The organism is Sphingomonas sp. BRN-1R, assembly GCF_057748035.1.
The window spans coordinates 3533609-3550389 of the sequence record NZ_CM173236.1; the positions used below are offsets into that span (position 1 = coordinate 3533609).

Sequence of the window (16781 nt, forward strand, 5' to 3'; positions counted from 1 at the left end):
GCCAATGAAAGCAAAAATCTTCGCTGCCCTGCTCGCAACGATCGTCGCCGCTCCGGCTGTCGCGGCGGATCACAGCGGCACCTACCATTCGGTCGAATCGAAAAGCTTCTGGAGCAATGGTGAGTTCCCCAAGGGGTTCAGCCTGACGATCGACCTGAAGTTCAGCCCCAACAAACTCGAATATCATGCGCTGAACGACACGGTGAAGGGCAAACCGCCCTACAAGAACGACTTCGTCGCGACCCTCGACGATCAGGTCGGGCCGCTCAACGACAACGCCCGCTTCAACCAGATCCGCATCAAGACGCTCGGGCCGAACACCTATCAGGTGCTCGAGCAGAAGGACGGCGACGTCATCGTCGGACAATACTGGGAATTTTCGAAAGACGGCAAGTCGCTGGTGCGTTGGGGCGTCGGCAAGGCGCCTGACGGCAAGTCCAAAGCTTTTCAGGAATGGTTCGAGCGCGTCAAGTGAACGCGACATTCTGAAGCACGGGATCGGGAATGATATGCGGGCGGCAACGAAGCGCATGGCAAAGCGGATGAGCGTGGGGGCAATGGCGGCGGCGCTGGTCGGTCTGCACCAGATCGCGATCGCGGGCGAACCCGCCGCCCAAGCCCCGCCGCCCTTCTCGGAACGCCAGCCCGAGCTGTTCCACGTCGCCGGATCGCTCTCCAATGCCTGGGCCGACTTTGATCGAGACGGCGATCTCGATCTTGCCGTTTCGCTCAAAAGCGGCGAGATTCGGCTTTACCGCAATGATCGCGGCACGCTGGTGGACATCGGCGCCGAGAGCGGCCTGCCGCGCGCGGCCCCCAAGCAGGAAGCTCGCGGGCTGAGCTGGGGCGACTATGACGGCGATGGCTATCCCGACCTGTTCGTCGGCTCCTCCATGCCCGATAGCCCGAGCATGGTGTTCCACAATCTGGCCGGCAAGCGTTTCGTCGATGTCGCGCCGCAGGTCGGGCTGACGATTCCCGGTCGCTCGTCGCGGCAGAACAACTGGATCGACTATGACAATGACGGCGATCTTGACCTGTATGCAACCGACCGGATCGGCGCGAACCGGCTGTACCGCAACGATCGCGGCACCTTCGTCAATGCCTTTCCCGGCACCGGCCCGACCGATGCGCGTTCCACGGTCGGCGCGTGCTGGCTGGATTACAACAAGGACGGCTGGCCTGATCTGTTCCTCGCGAACCAATCCGGCAAGACCGATGCGTTGTGGCGCAACGATCATGGCAAGGGCTTCACAGACGTCGCGCCCGCGCTCGGCATGGCCATGACGGGCCGCACCAAGGACGAAGGCGGCGTCGGCTGCGCGGTCGGCGACTACGACAACGACGGCAATCTCGACATCTTCGTGCCGAACTACGGGCACAATGTCCTGTGGCACAACAATGGCGATGGCACCTTCACCAACGTCGCCGACCACATGGGTGTCGGCGTCGAGAACCATGCGGTCGGGGCATCGTGGGGCGATTACGACAACGACGGCTACATCGACCTGATGGTAATGTCCTACCACGGCGAGGCAGGAAAACAGCAGCCCGCCGACGCGCTGTTTCATAATCTGGAGGGCAAAGGCTTCGTGAACGTGCTCAAGTCCGGCGACCTTCTCAGCGCGGGCGACCACGGCGTGGAGTGGGTCGATTACGACGGCGACGGCGGGCTCGATCTCTCGATCACGCGCGGCTACAGTCCGGTGGGCGGACATTTTCTCTTCCATAACGATCTTTCCAAGGCAGCGGCGCAGCGGAGCCTGAACGTGCTCGTGCTGGACGCACAGGCTCGGTACACCCAGCAGGGTGCCGAAGTGCGACTGTACGACGCAGCGGGCAAGGTGCTGAGCGCAGCGGAGGTGTCGACCGGCGGCGGCTACGGCGTTGAGAACGAGCAGCCGGTGCATTTCGGCTTGGCGAAGCTCGCCCCGGTGACAGTCGAAGTCACGTTCATGGGCGCTAACGGACGAACCACACAGCGTGTCGCTGGCGTAGATCCGCGCAAGATGCGGGGCGCGACCGTGATCATCAAGCGCAATCGGATCTAGACTCCGGTCGTCCGGTCGTCGACGGTAGGCTGATCGCCCGCCGGCCCGCTTGGCGGGATCGCTGATGTCGGGTGCATGAAGCTGGCGAACGGCTCAAGCGTTGCTTCCAAGCCGCAACCGGGGCAGCGGCGGCCGCGACAGATCCGAAAATCCCTGATCGACCGCTCGCGTCGCCTGGTGCCGCGCGGGCAATGCGAGCCGAGGGCGCTTTGACCTTTGCGCGTACGGATCGTTCGATCTGCGGAAGCAGTTCTGCGCTGCGCGCGCTGCTGCGATGTTGAACCGGACAGAGCGCGGACGGGCCGCCTGCACTGTTGCCATACACGCACATCTGACCGCATAGCTCTGTAATGAATGATGCCCCTCGAACAGCGATCATCGCTACCATTGCCCGCGCGCCCGAGTGGATCCGCCACGATCTGGTCTCGAGGGAACCGGCAGCGCGCGCACGTGCTGAGGAGACGCTCGCGGCCATGATCACGAAGGCGCTGGCCGAAGTGAGCGGCGCGTAAATTGCCCAGTCCGGCTGTTTGACGCGGTGAGCGCCGGTGCCGAATGCGCGCCGGCTGTTTTTGGATCTGGACGGCAGACACGCTCGGTTGGCGCGTCAACATCGCAGGTTTTCCGCGTCGCGGCGATGGCGATCGTCGTGTCTCTTCTCGCACCGTCGGGCTGCTACTGCTGGCGATGCTGCGCGGCCGACCGGGTCATCCGATGCACACGTCGTCGTTCAAACCCGGACGCGATAGAGGGCGTGATGCGTCAGGATGAATAACGATCGCTTGTCCGCGCCGCCGAACACCAGCTGCAGCGGCCGTTCGGCCACGTCGATCCGGCCGATCTGGCGGCCGCCCGCGTCGAGCACGAACACCTGCCCGTTGGCGATGTACACGCGTCCGTCTGCGCCGACCGCGACGCTCTCGCCGCCGCGATTCGCAAACGGGCGCAGGTCGGAGATTTCCCCGTGCTGCCCGACGAGGCCGCTATAGGTCTTGTCCTCGGATTCGTTGCTGACGAACACACGCTCGCCCGGTGTCGCCGCGACGAAGCCGTAGGCGTCGAGAGGATCGGAGAAGCGCCAGCCGCGAAAGTCGGTCGGCCCTTGCCGGATCGCGCGGTACGCCGGCAGCACCAGGCTGCCGTCGGGCGAGACATAGTGGCGTGGCTTGGGCACCGCCATGTCGCGCGCGAACATCTCGGCAAGGGTGGTGAAACGTAAGCTCTGCGGATCGATCTGGTCCTTGAACTCGCCGTTCACCCAGTAGTTGACCGGCAGCACTGTCCGCGCACCCGCCGGTGCGGCACCGTCGCTGGGCGTGATCGCGGTGATCGTGTCGTCGGGCGCGCCGGGCCTGAAGCTGTACACGCTGCCGGCGTGCCCGTCCGAAGACAGCACCATCAGATCGCCGGATCGCGTCACCGCGAGGTTTACCGGATCGAGCGGGCTCTGCTGGACGATCGTGAGCTTGCGCGCGTCCGACCAGCCATAGATGCGCTGCTGGTGATGATCGACGAAGTAGAGCGTGCCGTCGGGCGCGACCGCCGCACCCGAGATCGCGTAAAAGCCCTCGGCCAGCTTCTCCAGCTTCGCGCCCGCCGGGTAGCTGGCGGGCGTTACCGCCGCGGGTGAGGCGGGCACGTCGAGCGTCGCGAACTCACGCTCGCGGACGGCGAGGCCATGCGTGACGTCCTGGATGGCATCGCTGTAGGGGAATTTGCTGGCGCGCAGATAGGTGGCGCACCCTTCCTCGTCACACATGCCGATGCCGCTTTCGGCATTCACATGCACGTTGCGGAAGCGGATGTCGGCCGAGGTGTAGAGCCGCACCGCGCTCTCCGCCGGCTTGATCGAGCGGGTGACGCGATAGGCATGGTAATTGGCGACGAGGATGTCGTGCGAGTCGCGGATTTCCAGCGATACCGTGTCTTGGCTTTCGCCCGCCTCCTCCTCGGTTTGCGGCGCGAGCAACTCCCAGTGCGCGACGCGGGCGAGCGCGATCTCGGTGCGGACATGGTGTTCGCTGGAAAGCTGATAGACGTGCCCCGGCGTCTCCGTGTCGGACACGTACATGCCGGCCTGCGCATAGGTGCTCGGCGTCCAGATGTTCGAGAAGGTGCCGCCGCCGCCGCGCGTCACCCACAGGCTCGGATATTGCGCGTCCCAGCGTTTGGCGGGATCGGGATCGCCGGTGTGGTTGGCGTTGTAAGGGTCGAAGCGCGTGCCGTCTGGCAGATCGGTGCCGTGTCCGCCCTGGAATTTGACGTCCTCTACCAGCGAGCCCGCCCCTGCGGTCCACATCAGCCCGGTCGCGCGCGGGTTGATGCCGCCGGTGGCGATGCCGAGCCCGGAGACGATCGCCGCGCCGCCATCGGCCGAGCGGATCACCGCCTTGGCCGCGCCGACGCCCTGATAACCGGCGGTCCCGTCCGGCAGCACGATCTGGGTGAGGCTGGGGTGGAGGCCGATCAGCACCGTATCGGGCTTGAGGCGCAGCGTATCGCGCACAACGTAGCGGCCAGCGGGGAAGTACAGAACGCGGTGCGTGTCGATCGCGCGTTGCAGCGCGGCGGTGTCGTCGCTGGTGTTGTCGCCCTTCGCGCCGAGCGTGCGCACGTTAGTCCACTGGTCGGTCGCGGGCAGCGTGGGCAGCGCGGGGGTGGCGACGGGTGCTGCGCCGGCCAGTGGTGCGGCGGTCATCACCGTCCTGATCTTGCCTATCGCGCCGGGCGACGGAACCGCGAGGCCGTGGCTGAACGCGCTGACGCGGTAGCTCGCGCCCTTCCCCGCCACGACCGTGCCGCTGTCGCGGAGCCGCGCGAACACCGGTGTTGCGGTGGCGACCGCGTTCTCGAAGCCGATCTGCGTGTAGGCGCTCGCCTCGTTGGAGATGACCACGCCCGCCTGCGCGACCCGATCGAAGCGGACGTTCTTGCCCCACAGCCAATCATTGTAGCCCGGATCGATGTCGATCCCTACGGGTACGTCGCGGAACGCCACGTTGACCAGGGTCAGCCCGGCCTGATGCTCGCGGATCGCGGCATCGCGCTGCCCCTCGAAGGTCGAATCAAGCAGGCTGAACTGCCACGCGGGCGAGGTGCCTTCGGCGAGGATGCCGTAGCGGCCGCCCCGGAAGTGCAGATCGCTCGCGAGGTTCGCAACCTGATAGATGCCGGCGAGGCCAGAGCCGAGATCGAAATGGATATGGCTGAGATAGGCATGTTGCGCGGCATGGAAGCGGATTGCGGTCGCGGCCGGATTGCCGCTGCCGATCGCGAAATCCACGTTGCTGAGCGCGGAGTAGAAGGTGCCGGGATTGGCGTCGGCGATCTGCGGGTCGAACGGCACGCTGCCGGGGGGCGGGAACGGCACCCGCTTCGCCTCGCCACGCTTGGCCCCGGCGAAGATCAGCATGTTGGCGATGCCGCGCTGAAAGCCGGGGGTCGCATCGCCGAGCGTAATCACCGGCCGCGTTGCGCCGACGCCGAACACGCGCACGCCCGGCCACACGAAGATCGTCCGCGTGATCCGGTAACGCCCCGAGGGCACGAACACGATGCCGCCCCCGCCCTTCGACGCCGCGGCATCGATCGCGCGTTGCAGCGCTGCGCTGTCGTCCGCGCGCCCGTCGCCACGCCCGGCGACCGTCACCGCGCGCGCATCGTCGGGCGCGGTCTGCAACACGGATGGGCCGGCGGCGGCCACGCCGGGCGCCGCGAGCAGGGCGAGGGCAAGGGCGGACCTGAGCATGCGAGCACTCCTCGAACGGGATCGGCGACACGAAAGCGTCCCGACCGTTAGGCCGGGACGTCATCTGAAGAAAAGGTCCCGACCTTGCGGTCGGGACGAGGGAGCCGCGGCCACCGGCCGCGACACTGGGGACTCTAAGCGTTTAGAAGTTGTAGCGCACGCCAACCCGGAACAGTCGCCCGAGCGTATCGTAGAGCGCCTGGTTGATGTCGATGCCGGTGTTGGTCTGCGGCGACGGTGTGGGATCGCGATCGAGCAGATTGTCGATCTTGAAATAGGCGTTCACCTTGGGCGTGATGTTGAACGACCCGCCGATGTCGAGATAGAAGGCGCCCGGCATCGAATTGTTGTCGATGGTGGGATGCTGGGTGTTCTCGATCGCGCTGCGCCCGGTCGGGCAGGTGCCGGTGCTGCATACGACATATTCGCGCGCATACACGCCGTCGCTGAACCAGCGCTGCTGGATGTTGAAGCTGAACCGGTCGGTGTTCCACGCCTCGGTCAGCAACAGCTTCCAAGAGGGCGTGTTACCGGCGTTGACGCCCGCGCTCTGAATCGGAATGGTGCCGGGCACGCCGGGATCGGTAATGAAGTTCTTCACATTGGTGGCCAGCCCACGCAGCACGAAGCGGCCCGGCAAGCCGATCGTGCTCGCCTCCATCTGGTAGCTCGCCTCGATGTCGAAGCCGTCGGTGAAGATCGACGCGAGGTTGAACGCCTGAAGGTTGACGAAGGCGGTGCCGCTGGCCGGCGTCAGGTTAAACGCGCTGCACAAGGTGGTGATGCCGCTGTAGCAGAGGTTCACCTCCTGCTGCGCGCCGAGCGTCGAGATGACGCCCGATACTTTGATCCGATAATAATCGAACGACGCGCTGAAACCGGGGAGCCAGTGCGGCCGCGACAGGGTAATTCCCGCCGTAGTGTTGCGCGCGATTTCGGGCTTCAGGTCAGGATTGCCGATCGCGTTTTGCAGAATGGTCAGCGTCGAGGGAACGCCAGGCCCGCGATTGGGATCGGGATTGGTGAAGTTCGGCACCGTCGTCGTGATCGGCGCGGCGAACAGTTCGGACAGGTTCGGCGCACGCACGTCACGCGAGGTGACCGCACGCAACCGCACGCCGTCGATCGGCGTGTCCCAGGTGCCGCCGATCTTCCACGTATAGACCGTACCCGAGGTGCTGTAGTGTGTCACGCGGCCCGCGACGTTGAGGTTGGCGCTGCCGAGCGCGTCCGACTTCAGGAACGGCACGTTCAGTTCGAGGAAACCCTCCGCGACATGGTAGCTGCCCCGGCCGTTGTGGTAGTTACCGGCATACCAGTTCGCGCCGTTGGTCGAGAGCAGCGGATCGGCCGGATATGCCTCGCTGTACGGGCTCTCGTCCGACACGCCGTTGCCATAGGGATCGCCCACGACATGGTAGAATTCGTTGCGATATTCCGCGCCGGCCGCGAGCGACACCGGCCCCGCCCACAGCGACAGCGGCGAGCCGCTGAAGCTCGCGCTCACCGCGTCCTGTGTCTGGCGAGTGTGCTGGAACGGGCCGTTGGCAGGCTCGACATAGTTGAGCGCGGCGGCACTCGGCGCGGTGCCGCCGATGATGTTGATCGGCACGCACCCGTTCGCCCGCGCGACCGGATCGGCGCAGACGATCTGCCCGCCGAGGCTGATCGCCTGGATCGCGGCATTGTAACGCGGCGTGAGCGTGATGTTGCGGACGTGGATGTCGGTGATGTTCTCGCCATGCTCGTAGGAGACGTCGTAGCTCCAGCTCGAACCAAATACCTGGAGCTTGCCCGCCGCCCCGCCGACGAAGCGATATTGTTTGCGCGAGGGATAGACCGAGATATTCTCTGGCAGCTCGCCGTTGCTGGTGCCGAACTGGAACTGGGTAATCCCCGCCCTACCGCACGCCGCCACGATCGAGGCGGGCACGAACGGGTTCGAACATTGCAACGTCAGCCCGGATTTGGTCGCACCTGGGTTGGGCTGGTTCATCGTATCGACCTGCGCAATGTTGACGGTCGCGTAGATCTCATTGTCGGCGTTAAGGTCGAAGCCGATCCGGCCATAGCCGTTGTAGCGATCGAGCCGGGATTGCAGAGTCGTGCCGATACCGACGTTCCCCGAAAGATCGCCGCCGAGGCAGAAGCCGCCCGAGGTGAAGCAGCCCGACACGGTGCCGGCGGCGTTGCGCGACGGCAGCCCGCCCGAACCATAGTTGAACTGGAACGGTGTGCCGCTCACGTCGAACGCGGTGCCTTGCAGCGGCCCGGCGGTGATGAGCCCGTACTTGGTATATTGATACGCCTGCGCGTGATCGCGCACGAGATATTGCGGCGATCCATCGTTGGTGACGCCGCGATTGACGAAGGTGGTGGTGCGATACCAGCGGCGGCCGCCGGGCGCGGCTTCGCCGAAGCCGCCGGCGGGCACGCCGTCCTCATGGTCGTGCTCGCCGCTCACCTCGACATGCAGCCGGTCGTTGAAAAACGACCGCCCTGCCGCCGCCTGGAAAAGATACTGTTTGTTGTCGCCATAGGTGGTGATGCCGCCCGCGATGTTCGCCTTGAAGCCCTCGAAATGCTTGTCGGTGATGAAGTTGACCACGCCGCCGACCGCGTCCGAACCGTAGGAGGCGGACGCGCCACCGGTGACAACATCGACGCGCTTGATGAGCAATTGCGGGAACAGGCTGATATCGGGCACGCCGGTTACGTTGGCGCCGACCACGCGCTGCCCGTCGAGCAAGGTCAGCGTGCGGATCGTGCCGAGCCCGCGCAGCGAGAAGGAACTGAGGCCCTGCTGCCCGCTCGACGTGCTGTTGGTGCCGGTGGTCACGCCGCTCGATCCTTGCAGCGAGGGCAATTGCGCGATGGTGGTGAAGACGTTCGGCTCGGCGTTGCGCGCGATATCGGCCGCACCGATCATCGTCGTCGGCGTGGGCGCGGTGAAGCCACCCGTCGTGATGCGCGAGCCGGTAACGACGATGTCTTTCCCGCCATCGGCGGGAGCATCCTGCGGCGCGGGTTCGGCGAGCGTCGCCGGTGGCGCGTCCGCCGTCGTCTGTTGCGCCTGCGCGGGCAGCGCGAGACCGATCGCGAGCGCCGCGCCGGCCGATGCGAGCAACCGCCCGCGTGTTTCCCCAAGTCCAACCATCTCGAACCTCCCCATTTTGTTCTAGAGTTGCACCGCGTAGAGCGAATGATGCGTCAGGATGAACAGCGTCCGCTTGTCCGCACCACCGAGCAGCAGCTGGAGCGGACGCTCGGGCACATCAATCCGGCCGAGCGGCGTTCCGGCCGCGTCGTAGGCGAACACCTGCCCGTTCGCGATGAACACGCGGCCTTGCGCATCACGCGCGACGCTCTCGCCGCCGCGCTCGGCGAAAACCTTGAGATCGCTGAGCGCACCGCCCGCGCCCACCGTAACGGAATAGGTGCGCGCTTCGGATTCGTTGCTCACCAGCACGCGCTCCCCGACCTGCGCGCCGGTAAAGCCATACGCGTCGAGCGTGTCGGAGAAGCGCCAGCCGATATGGTCTGCCGGGCCCTGCTGCCAGACCGGGAACGCCGGCAGCGCGAGACTGCCGTCGGGCGAGCGATATTCGAGCGGCTTGGCGGTGCCCGCGTCGCGCGCGAACATCTCCGCCAAGGTGGTGAAATGGTCCGTGGCGGGATCGTACTGATCGCGAAACTCACCGTTGTTCCACCAGTTGACCGGCAGCAGCGTCGTTGCCGCCGCGCGCGCGACCGGCGTCGGCGCGATTACCGTCAGCGCCTGATGCGGCGCGTCGGGATCGAAACTGTAAACCGTGCCCTGCGCGCCGAGCGACGACAGCACGAGCAAATGCCCCGACCGGTCCACCGCAAGGTTCACCGGATCGAGCGCATTGTCGCGCACCACTTCGAGACCGCGCGCGGTGGTCCAGCGGTAGATGCGCTGAAAGCGATGCTCGACGAAGTAGAGCGCGCCGGCGGCATCGACCGCGCCGCCCGAGATCGACCAGAAGCCGCTTTCGAGCTTCCGCACCGGCCCGGCACCGGCCAGCGTGGCCGGTGCGACGGGCGCAGGGTTCGCCGGCACGTCGAGCGCGGCGAACTCGCGCTCGCGCATTTCGAGGTGGTGCGTCTTGTCCTGGATCGCGTTCTCGAACGGGAACTTGCTGGCGCGCAGATAGGTGCCGCAGCCCGCCGCCTCACAGCTCGCGAAACCGCTTTCTGCGTTCACATGGACGTTGCGGAAGCGAATGTCGGTGGAGTTGAACAGCTTCACCGCGCTCGCCCCCGGATGGAACGTGCGCGTCACGCGGTAGGAATGATAATTGGCGAGCAGGATGTTTCGCGAGTTGCGGATTTCGAACGATACCGCGTCCATGCCCTCGGGCACTTCCTGTTCGGTCTGGGGCGCGAGGAACTCCCAATTCTCCACGCCGTCCAGCACGATCTCGTTGCGGACGTGATGTTCGTTGGACAGTTCGTAGACATGGCTCGGCGTCTTGGTGTTCGACACGTAGAAACCGGCTTGCGCGAACGTGTTGGGCGACCAGATTGCCGCGAAGGTGCCGCCGCCGCCGTCGGCGACCCAGATACTCGGATATTGCGCGTCGAGCCGGTTGTCGGCGACGGGATCGCCGCTGTGCCCGGTCAGCGTGTTGAGCGGCTTGCCGTCCGCGGTGGGCGTACCGCCGCCGCCCATGATCTTGACGTCATCGATCAGCGACTCCGCGCCGGCCTTCCACAGGATCGCGCTGGCACGCGGATTCACCCGTCCGGTGAACAGCCCCAGCCCCGAGACGATGTTGCGCCCGCCCAAAGGCGCGGCGAGGATCGGCGCGACCGTACCGACGCCGGCATGGCCGGGATTGTTATCGGGGATGACGAGCTGCGTGATCGCCGGATGCAGCCCGAGCAGGACGGTGTCGGGCCGCAGGTTGAGCGTGCCGCGTACCATGTAGAAGCCGGCGGGAAAATACAGCACGCGGCGCGTGTCGATCGCACGCTGGAGCGCGGCGGTATCGTCCGCCTGCCCGTCGCCGGTCGCGCCGAGCGTGCGCACGTCGGCCCATTCGGCGACCGGCGGCAACGGGCGGATCGCGGGGGAGCGCGGCTTAGGGAGCGTACCGAGCGGCGTGATGCTGCTGGTGGTGGCGGTCGCACCCATCTGCCCGAGCGCCGGCACCGCGAAGCCGTGGCTGAAGCTCGCGACGCGGTAGCTTTCGCCCGTACCCGCGACCGTCTTCCCGCTCTCGCGAAAGCGGGCGAATACCGGCGTGCCGCGCGCAACGGCGTTGTCGAAACCGATCTGCGTGAACGGGCTGGTCTCGCTCGAGATGATGACGCCTGCCTTCGATACGTTCTCGAAGCGCACGTCCTTGCCCCACAGGGAGTCGCTATAGCCTTCGTCGATGTCGATGCCGACCGGCGTGTTGCGGATCGCGACGTTGACGAGGGTGAGGTCGACCTCATGCTCGCGGATCGCGGCGTCGCGCTGCCCGTCGAAGCTGGAATCGATCAGCGTGAACTGCCACGCGGGCGAGGTCTTCTCGCTGACGATGCCGTAGCGGCCGCCCTCGAAATGCACGTCCTCCATCTCGTTGCCGGCCTGATAGACGCCGGCGAACCCGGACCCGAGCCGGAAGGACATGTGGCTGAGGAACCCATGCTGGGCGAGCCGGAAGCGGACCGCCGCGGCGGCGGGGTTGCCCTGGCCGAGTTCGATGTCGACGTTCGACATAGCCGAGTAGAAGGTGCCCGAATTGGCGTCGCGCACCACCTTGCCGGCGGGGACGATTCCGGGCACCGGCACGGGCACCTTGCCGACCTGATATTGGTCGCTGCCGGTGAACACGATCAGCGTTGCGAGGCCCGACTGGAAGCCCGGCGTGGTGTCGCCGAGCACCAGCACCGGCCGCGTCTTGCCGACGCCAAAAATGCGCACGCCCGCCGGTACCAGCACGGTGCGGCTGAGCCGGTAGCGGCCCGAGGGCAGGAAGACGATGCCGTGGCCGGTCTTGTCGGGTGCGGCGTCTATCGCGGCCTGAAATGCGGCGGTGTCGTCGGCGCGTCCATCGCCGACCGCTCGGACGGTGACGGCATGAGGATCGTTAGGGGCGCTGGCGTACACCGATCGGGCGGGAGCGGCGATCGCGAGCTGGGGCGTGCTCACCAGCGCCGCCGCAGTCATCAGCCAAGCCGTTTTCATCGCGTCCTCCCGTCGCCCCTGTCTTCCGCCAGGCGTCGATCCTGCTGGAATACGACCCAAAATCCGCGCGGGCATCCGCGACCAAGGTCGTAGTTCCCGCTGGGCGCGCCGCGGCCGATATGCTTCTGCGAGCCGCCGGTCTGGCGGCGAACGCCCGTGGCGCCGGGCAAGAAGTGCGGGGAAGATCGTTGATATCGCCAGCCAGTCCCGGTCGGATCGCGCCGATGGCGATTATCGTGATGGGCGTGAGCGGCAGCGGCAAGTCGACGCTCGGCGCGCTGCTCGCCGCCCGGCTGGGCTGCGCGTTCCTCGAAGGCGACGCGTTCCATTCGGCGGCCGCAGTCGCGATGATGCAGGCGGGGCACCCGCTCAGCGATGCGGATCGCTGGCCGTGGCTCGACCGGATCGGCGCGGCGCTCGCCGAGGAGGTGACGGCGCACGGCGTGGCGGTGGCGGCTTGCTCGGCGCTGAAGCGCGCCTACCGCGACCGGCTGGCAAGCGGGGTGGCGGCGCCGATGCACTTCGTGCTGCTCGACGGTGACGCCGATACGATACGCGCCCGCATGCACACGCGCTCCGGACATTTCATGCCGCCGAGCCTGCTGGACAGCCAGCTCGCCACGCTTGAGCGGCCCGGCGCAGACGAAGGCGCGCTGATCCTCGATGGCGACGCCGCGCCCGAACGGCTCGTACAGATCACGCTGGGATGGCTCGCCGGGCCGATTGCCGGGACAGTCTGACAAGGAGGATCGCATGAAGGCGCATTTGTCGTGGATCGTGACCCTGCTGGCGCTTCCTATGGCGGCGGCCGCACAGGCGCCGACCGCGCCGCCGGTGGTCGCGCTGTGGCCGCAGGGCGCGCCCGGCTCCGAAGCGCGCCGCGCCGAGCCGGAGATCGTCGAGAACAGCTATATCCACAACGTCCACCAACCCTCGCTGACCGTGTCTCGCGCCGATCCCGCCCACGCCAACGGCGCGGCGATCATCGTGGTGCCGGGTGGCGGGCATCGCATGCTGGTGTGGGTCAACGAAGGGGTGCTGCCCGCGCGCACGCTCAACCGCTTCGGCGTCACCACCTTCGTGCTTAAATACCGCCTCGCGCGCGAACTCGGCTCGCAGTACGATATCGCGAGAGACGCCGCCGCCGATGCACGCCGCGCGGTGCGCTGGGTCCGCGCGCATGCCGCCGCTTACGGTGTCGATCCGCACCGCATCGGGCTGATGGGCTTCTCCGCCGGTGGCGAGCTGGTGTCGCTCGTCGCCGATGCGCCCGCGCCGCCGGTGGCGCATGCCGATGCGATCGATCGTACCGATGGCCGGCCCGATTTCCAGGTGCTGATCTATCCCGGTCCGCTCGGCATACCCGCGACCGCCGCCGCCAGCGCCCCGCCCGCCTTCCTCGCGGCGGGGACGCTCGATCAATGCTGCGCGGTGGCGACCATCACGCTTTATCAGCAGTTGCGCAGCGCAGGTGTTTCGGCCGAACTCCACCTGTTCGCCGACACCGATCACGGCTTCAACGTCGCCGCGCATTCGGAGCGTCTTAGCCTCGCGCACTGGCCTGACCGGCTCGCGGATTGGCTGGCCGATGGCGGCTGGCTGCACCCCGGCGGCGGCGCGAAGGCGACGCCAAGCAGTTACTGAAACCCTAGACCTCGCCCGGCAGCAGCCGCTTGCGCCCTTCGGACAGGTGCCAGCGCATCGCCAGCGCGGCGGCATCGCAATCCTGCACGCGGATCGCCTCGACGATCATCTCATGCTCGCGCAGCATCGCGTCGATCGCCTGTGGCGGACGCGAGCGCGAGATGTCGACGCCGGCGCGCATCACTCGCTCGATATCCCCAAACAGTGCCTCAAACGCGAGGCCGAACGCCGGGTTTGCGGTTGCTTCCACGATCGCACGGTGCAGGTCCATGTCCTCGGCATGCGCGGGCGCGTTCGACAGCAACGCCGCGCGCAGCCGGTCGAGCGCAGTCTGGATCTGCGCCATCTCCTCGGCCGAGCGCCGCGCCGCCGCCAGCCGCGCCGCCTCCGCCTCCAGCACGAAGCGCACTTCGTAGCTGCCAAGCGTGGAGGACATCTCCGCCATTGGCAGATAGGTCATCAGCCGCTCGGAGGGGCGGCTCTTGACGAACGAGCCCGCGCCGCGCCGCGCCTCGGTGATGCCGTCCGACGCGAGCCGAACCAACGCCTCGCGTACCATCGTGCGCGAGATGCCGAACAGTTCGGCCAGTCGCGCCTCCGACGGGAGCCGGTCGCCGACGTCGAGCCCGTCCGCCTTGATGATCTCGACGATCCCCGAATAGGCTTTGTCGGCCAGTCGTTGCTCGCTCATACTTTGCCCTCGTTAACTCGAAGCCGTATCGCGCACCGCGCCGCTCAGAGGAAGTGGCTGGCGACGAGGATGAAGGCGAGCCCCACCACCGACACCGCCGTCTCCAGCAGCGACCAGGTGCGGAACGTGCCCGACATGTCGGTGCCGAGGTAGCTCTTGACCAGCCAGAAGCCCGGATCGTTGACATGGCTGAAGAATACCGACCCCGCACCGATCGCCAGCACGGTCCATTCCGGCGACACGCCCGAACTGGCAACCAGCGCAGGCATGATCCCGGCAGTGGTGATCGTCGCCACGGTTGCGGAGCCGATCGACAGCCGGATTCCCGCCGCGACCGCCCATGCGATCAGCAGCGGCGACAGCGCACCATGGCTGGCAAGCCGCGCGAGCAGATCGGAGATGCCGGCCTGCACCAGCACCTGCTTGAGCGCCCCGCCCGCGCCGATCGCGAGCAGGATCGTCCCCGCCGGCGCCATCGCCTCGGCCCACACCGCCTCCTGCACGTCGCGGTCGATCATGCGGCGGCCGAACAGCAGCGGAAGCGCGGCGAGGCAGGCGATCAGCAACGCCAACACGGGATTGCTGGCGACGCCCAGCCACGCGAAACTCGCTGCCGTCGATTTTGGCAGCAATGCCTCGATTTGCCCCGCCGCGATCAGCACCACCGGCATCAGGATGACGATCAGCGCGCGTCCGACCCCCGGCTCAGCCACGTCGAGCTTCGCCGCCGCGAGCACCGGCGGCGCGATCCGGACGCCCCGCGCGGTGACTTTGGACAAGATCGGCCCGGCGATGATCGCGGTCGGGATGCCGACCAGCAGCCCGTAGCCGATCGTGCGGGCGAGATTGGCGTGCAGCGCATCGACCGCGAGCAGCGGTCCGGGATGTGGCGGCACCAGCGCGTGCACCACCGCGAGCCCCGCGATCGCACACAGCATCAGCGACAGTTTCGCCTCTTCGCCTTTGCCGCCGCCCGGCAACGCCGCCGCCGCGGTGACAACGATCGGCAGCAGCAGGACGAGCCCGGTTTCGAAGAACAGCGGCAGCCCGATGACGAGCCCGGCGATCAGCGCGGCGAATGGCGCGCCGGCACCTCCCGAAGCCCGCAGCGCCGCGCGAGCGAGCCCCCCCGCCCCGTCCGACAGTTGCAGCATCGCCCCGAGCGCGAGCCCGAGCGCGACCACCAGCCCGGTGCCGCCGAGGATATCGCCGACCCCTTTCTGCACCGCCTTGGCGGTGTCCGCAATCGGCATGCCCGACAGCAGCCCGACCACGAACGCGCCGCACAGCAGCGCCAGAAAGGGATGCAGCCGCGCCCGGATCACGAGAACGACCGACAGGGCAATGCCGATGATCGCGGCGGCGATGAGCCGCACGTCGGTCTCGATCATCGGCGGGAGCACTTCGCTCGACGCGTTTCGATGCGCATTCCAGCTCTCCCCCAACGCACCGCAGGATCGCCCACAACCAGGCGCCGCAGCATCTTTCGTCGTAATCAGTATGACAGCATCGCGACGACCGCTACAAAAAAAACCAATTTCGGGCGTATTGCCCATGTGAAGGCTTGAGTCTGTCCAACAAATCCCGCTAATCTTGCCACAGGCCGATTCGGCCGCGTGTTTGAGATCGGCGTACGCCGGCGGCACGAGGGGGCGCGCTCGCCGTACCGCGCAACACAGGGAGAGTGACGTGATTGCGAGCCTTACCGAAGACGATCCGTCCAGCGGTGGACACCGTGATGCGCAGCCGAACGGCGTGCATCTCACGCCGACGCAGCGCAAGGTCCTCGACGGCGTGCATTCCGGCCGCCTCAATAAACAGATCGCCTATGATCTCGGCATCGCGGAAGCGACCGTGAAAGCGCACATGACGATCCTGATGCGTAAGCTCAACGTCCGTAACCGCACTCAGGTGGCGATCGTGGCGGAAGCAATGGGCATGGGACGAAAGATCGCCGCACGCTGAAGCGAATACGATCATACGGCAGGGAAGCTTGTTAGATCTGGGGCGGAGCCATCTTCTGCTCTCCGCTCCCGCGATGGTCGCGGGATCGAACGGGCTCGCACATGCGGCGGTGGCAGACCGGCCGCTCGGCTATGCGATCGTCGGTCCCGGCAATGCGCTGCGCGTCATCGTTCCTGCAATTCGCGCAGTGCACTGGCAGCAGCAGCGTTAGAACGAGCGTGTAGCTAAAGGTCACGACGGCTACGCCGTCGCGACACCGTGCGGGCAGCCTCGCACCGCCGAAACAGCCGTGGATGCGCCCGCCGAGATCGGTAGCTTCCGCGGTATCAACTCAAATAAATGCGCTTTAGCCACAACGTAGCGCGTACAGGCTCCGATCCCAAGACCGCATCAGAGTGTCCTCTGGGTTACGCGGCCCCGGTCAGAAGCGTACTGAACTTTCAATCCTGACGGCAACGGTTCGATGATTGGCATCAGCTG

At 66.7% G+C, this 16781-nt stretch carries 12 protein-coding genes; 7 read left to right on the forward strand and 5 right to left on the reverse strand.

What is annotated here, in order from left to right:
• Positions 1-4 precede the first annotated feature (4 nt).
• The 3 genes from AC3ANX_RS16520 (at position 5) to AC3ANX_RS16530 (ending at position 2563) form a co-directional block, all read left to right on the forward strand.
• Positions 5-475 (forward strand): hypothetical protein, encoded by a 471-nt coding sequence (locus AC3ANX_RS16520; protein ID WP_488334325.1) that lies wholly within the window; start codon positions 5-7, stop codon positions 473-475.
• Between the two features lie 67 nt (positions 476-542).
• Entirely contained in the window at positions 543-2051 is a 1509-nt protein-coding gene (locus tag AC3ANX_RS16525) for a CRTAC1 family protein (protein ID WP_488334326.1), read from the forward strand.
• A 350-nt stretch (positions 2052-2401) separates the two neighbouring features.
• Positions 2402-2563 (forward strand): hypothetical protein, encoded by a 162-nt coding sequence (locus tag AC3ANX_RS16530; protein ID WP_488334327.1) that lies wholly within the window; start codon positions 2402-2404, stop codon positions 2561-2563.
• 218 nt (positions 2564-2781) lie between these two features.
• Here AC3ANX_RS16530 and AC3ANX_RS16535 read toward each other — a convergent pair whose 3' ends face one another.
• The 3 genes from AC3ANX_RS16535 to AC3ANX_RS16545 all read right to left on the reverse strand — a co-directional run bounded on the left by AC3ANX_RS16535 (position 2782) and on the right by AC3ANX_RS16545 (position 12001).
• Positions 2782-5799 (reverse strand): glycosyl hydrolase family 28-related protein, encoded by a 3018-nt coding sequence (locus tag AC3ANX_RS16535; protein WP_488334328.1) that lies wholly within the window; start codon positions 5797-5799, stop codon positions 2782-2784.
• A gap of 142 nt (positions 5800-5941) precedes the next feature.
• Complete coding sequence (locus tag AC3ANX_RS16540; protein ID WP_488334329.1) at positions 5942-8956, reverse strand: TonB-dependent receptor domain-containing protein; 3015 nt, start codon at positions 8954-8956, stop codon at positions 5942-5944.
• A 21-nt stretch (positions 8957-8977) separates the two neighbouring features.
• The gene (locus tag AC3ANX_RS16545; RefSeq protein ID WP_488334330.1) at positions 8978-12001 is read right to left on the reverse strand and encodes a glycosyl hydrolase family 28-related protein; all 3024 of its coding nucleotides are present in this window, start codon (positions 11999-12001) and stop codon (positions 8978-8980) included.
• A gap of 224 nt (positions 12002-12225) precedes the next feature.
• Between AC3ANX_RS16545 and AC3ANX_RS16550 the strand changes: the two genes are divergently transcribed.
• Both AC3ANX_RS16550 and AC3ANX_RS16555 read left to right on the forward strand, forming a co-directional pair.
• Complete coding sequence (locus AC3ANX_RS16550) at positions 12226-12741, forward strand: gluconokinase (protein ID WP_488334331.1); 516 nt, start codon at positions 12226-12228, stop codon at positions 12739-12741.
• Positions 12742-12754: 13 nt separating this feature from the next.
• Positions 12755-13645: an alpha/beta hydrolase gene (locus AC3ANX_RS16555; protein ID WP_488334332.1), complete on the forward strand. Its 891-nt coding sequence runs from the start codon at positions 12755-12757 to the stop codon at positions 13643-13645.
• A gap of 4 nt (positions 13646-13649) precedes the next feature.
• Here AC3ANX_RS16555 and AC3ANX_RS16560 read toward each other — a convergent pair whose 3' ends face one another.
• Positions 13650-14336, reverse strand: coding sequence for a FadR/GntR family transcriptional regulator (locus AC3ANX_RS16560; RefSeq protein WP_488334333.1), 687 nt, complete (start codon positions 14334-14336; stop codon positions 13650-13652).
• Between the two features lie 44 nt (positions 14337-14380).
• A complete protein-coding gene (locus AC3ANX_RS16565) occupies positions 14381-15727 on the reverse strand; it encodes a GntT/GntP/DsdX family permease (protein WP_488334334.1) in 1347 nt (448 codons plus the stop codon).
• Between the two features lie 364 nt (positions 15728-16091).
• Between AC3ANX_RS16565 and AC3ANX_RS16570 the strand changes: the two genes are divergently transcribed.
• Entirely contained in the window at positions 16092-16301 is a 210-nt protein-coding gene (locus tag AC3ANX_RS16570; RefSeq protein ID WP_488336978.1) for a response regulator transcription factor, read from the forward strand.
• Positions 16302-16329: 28 nt separating this feature from the next.
• The gene (locus tag AC3ANX_RS16575; RefSeq protein ID WP_488334335.1) at positions 16330-16512 is read left to right on the forward strand and encodes a hypothetical protein; all 183 of its coding nucleotides are present in this window, start codon (positions 16330-16332) and stop codon (positions 16510-16512) included.
• Positions 16513-16781: the final 269 nt, after the last annotated feature.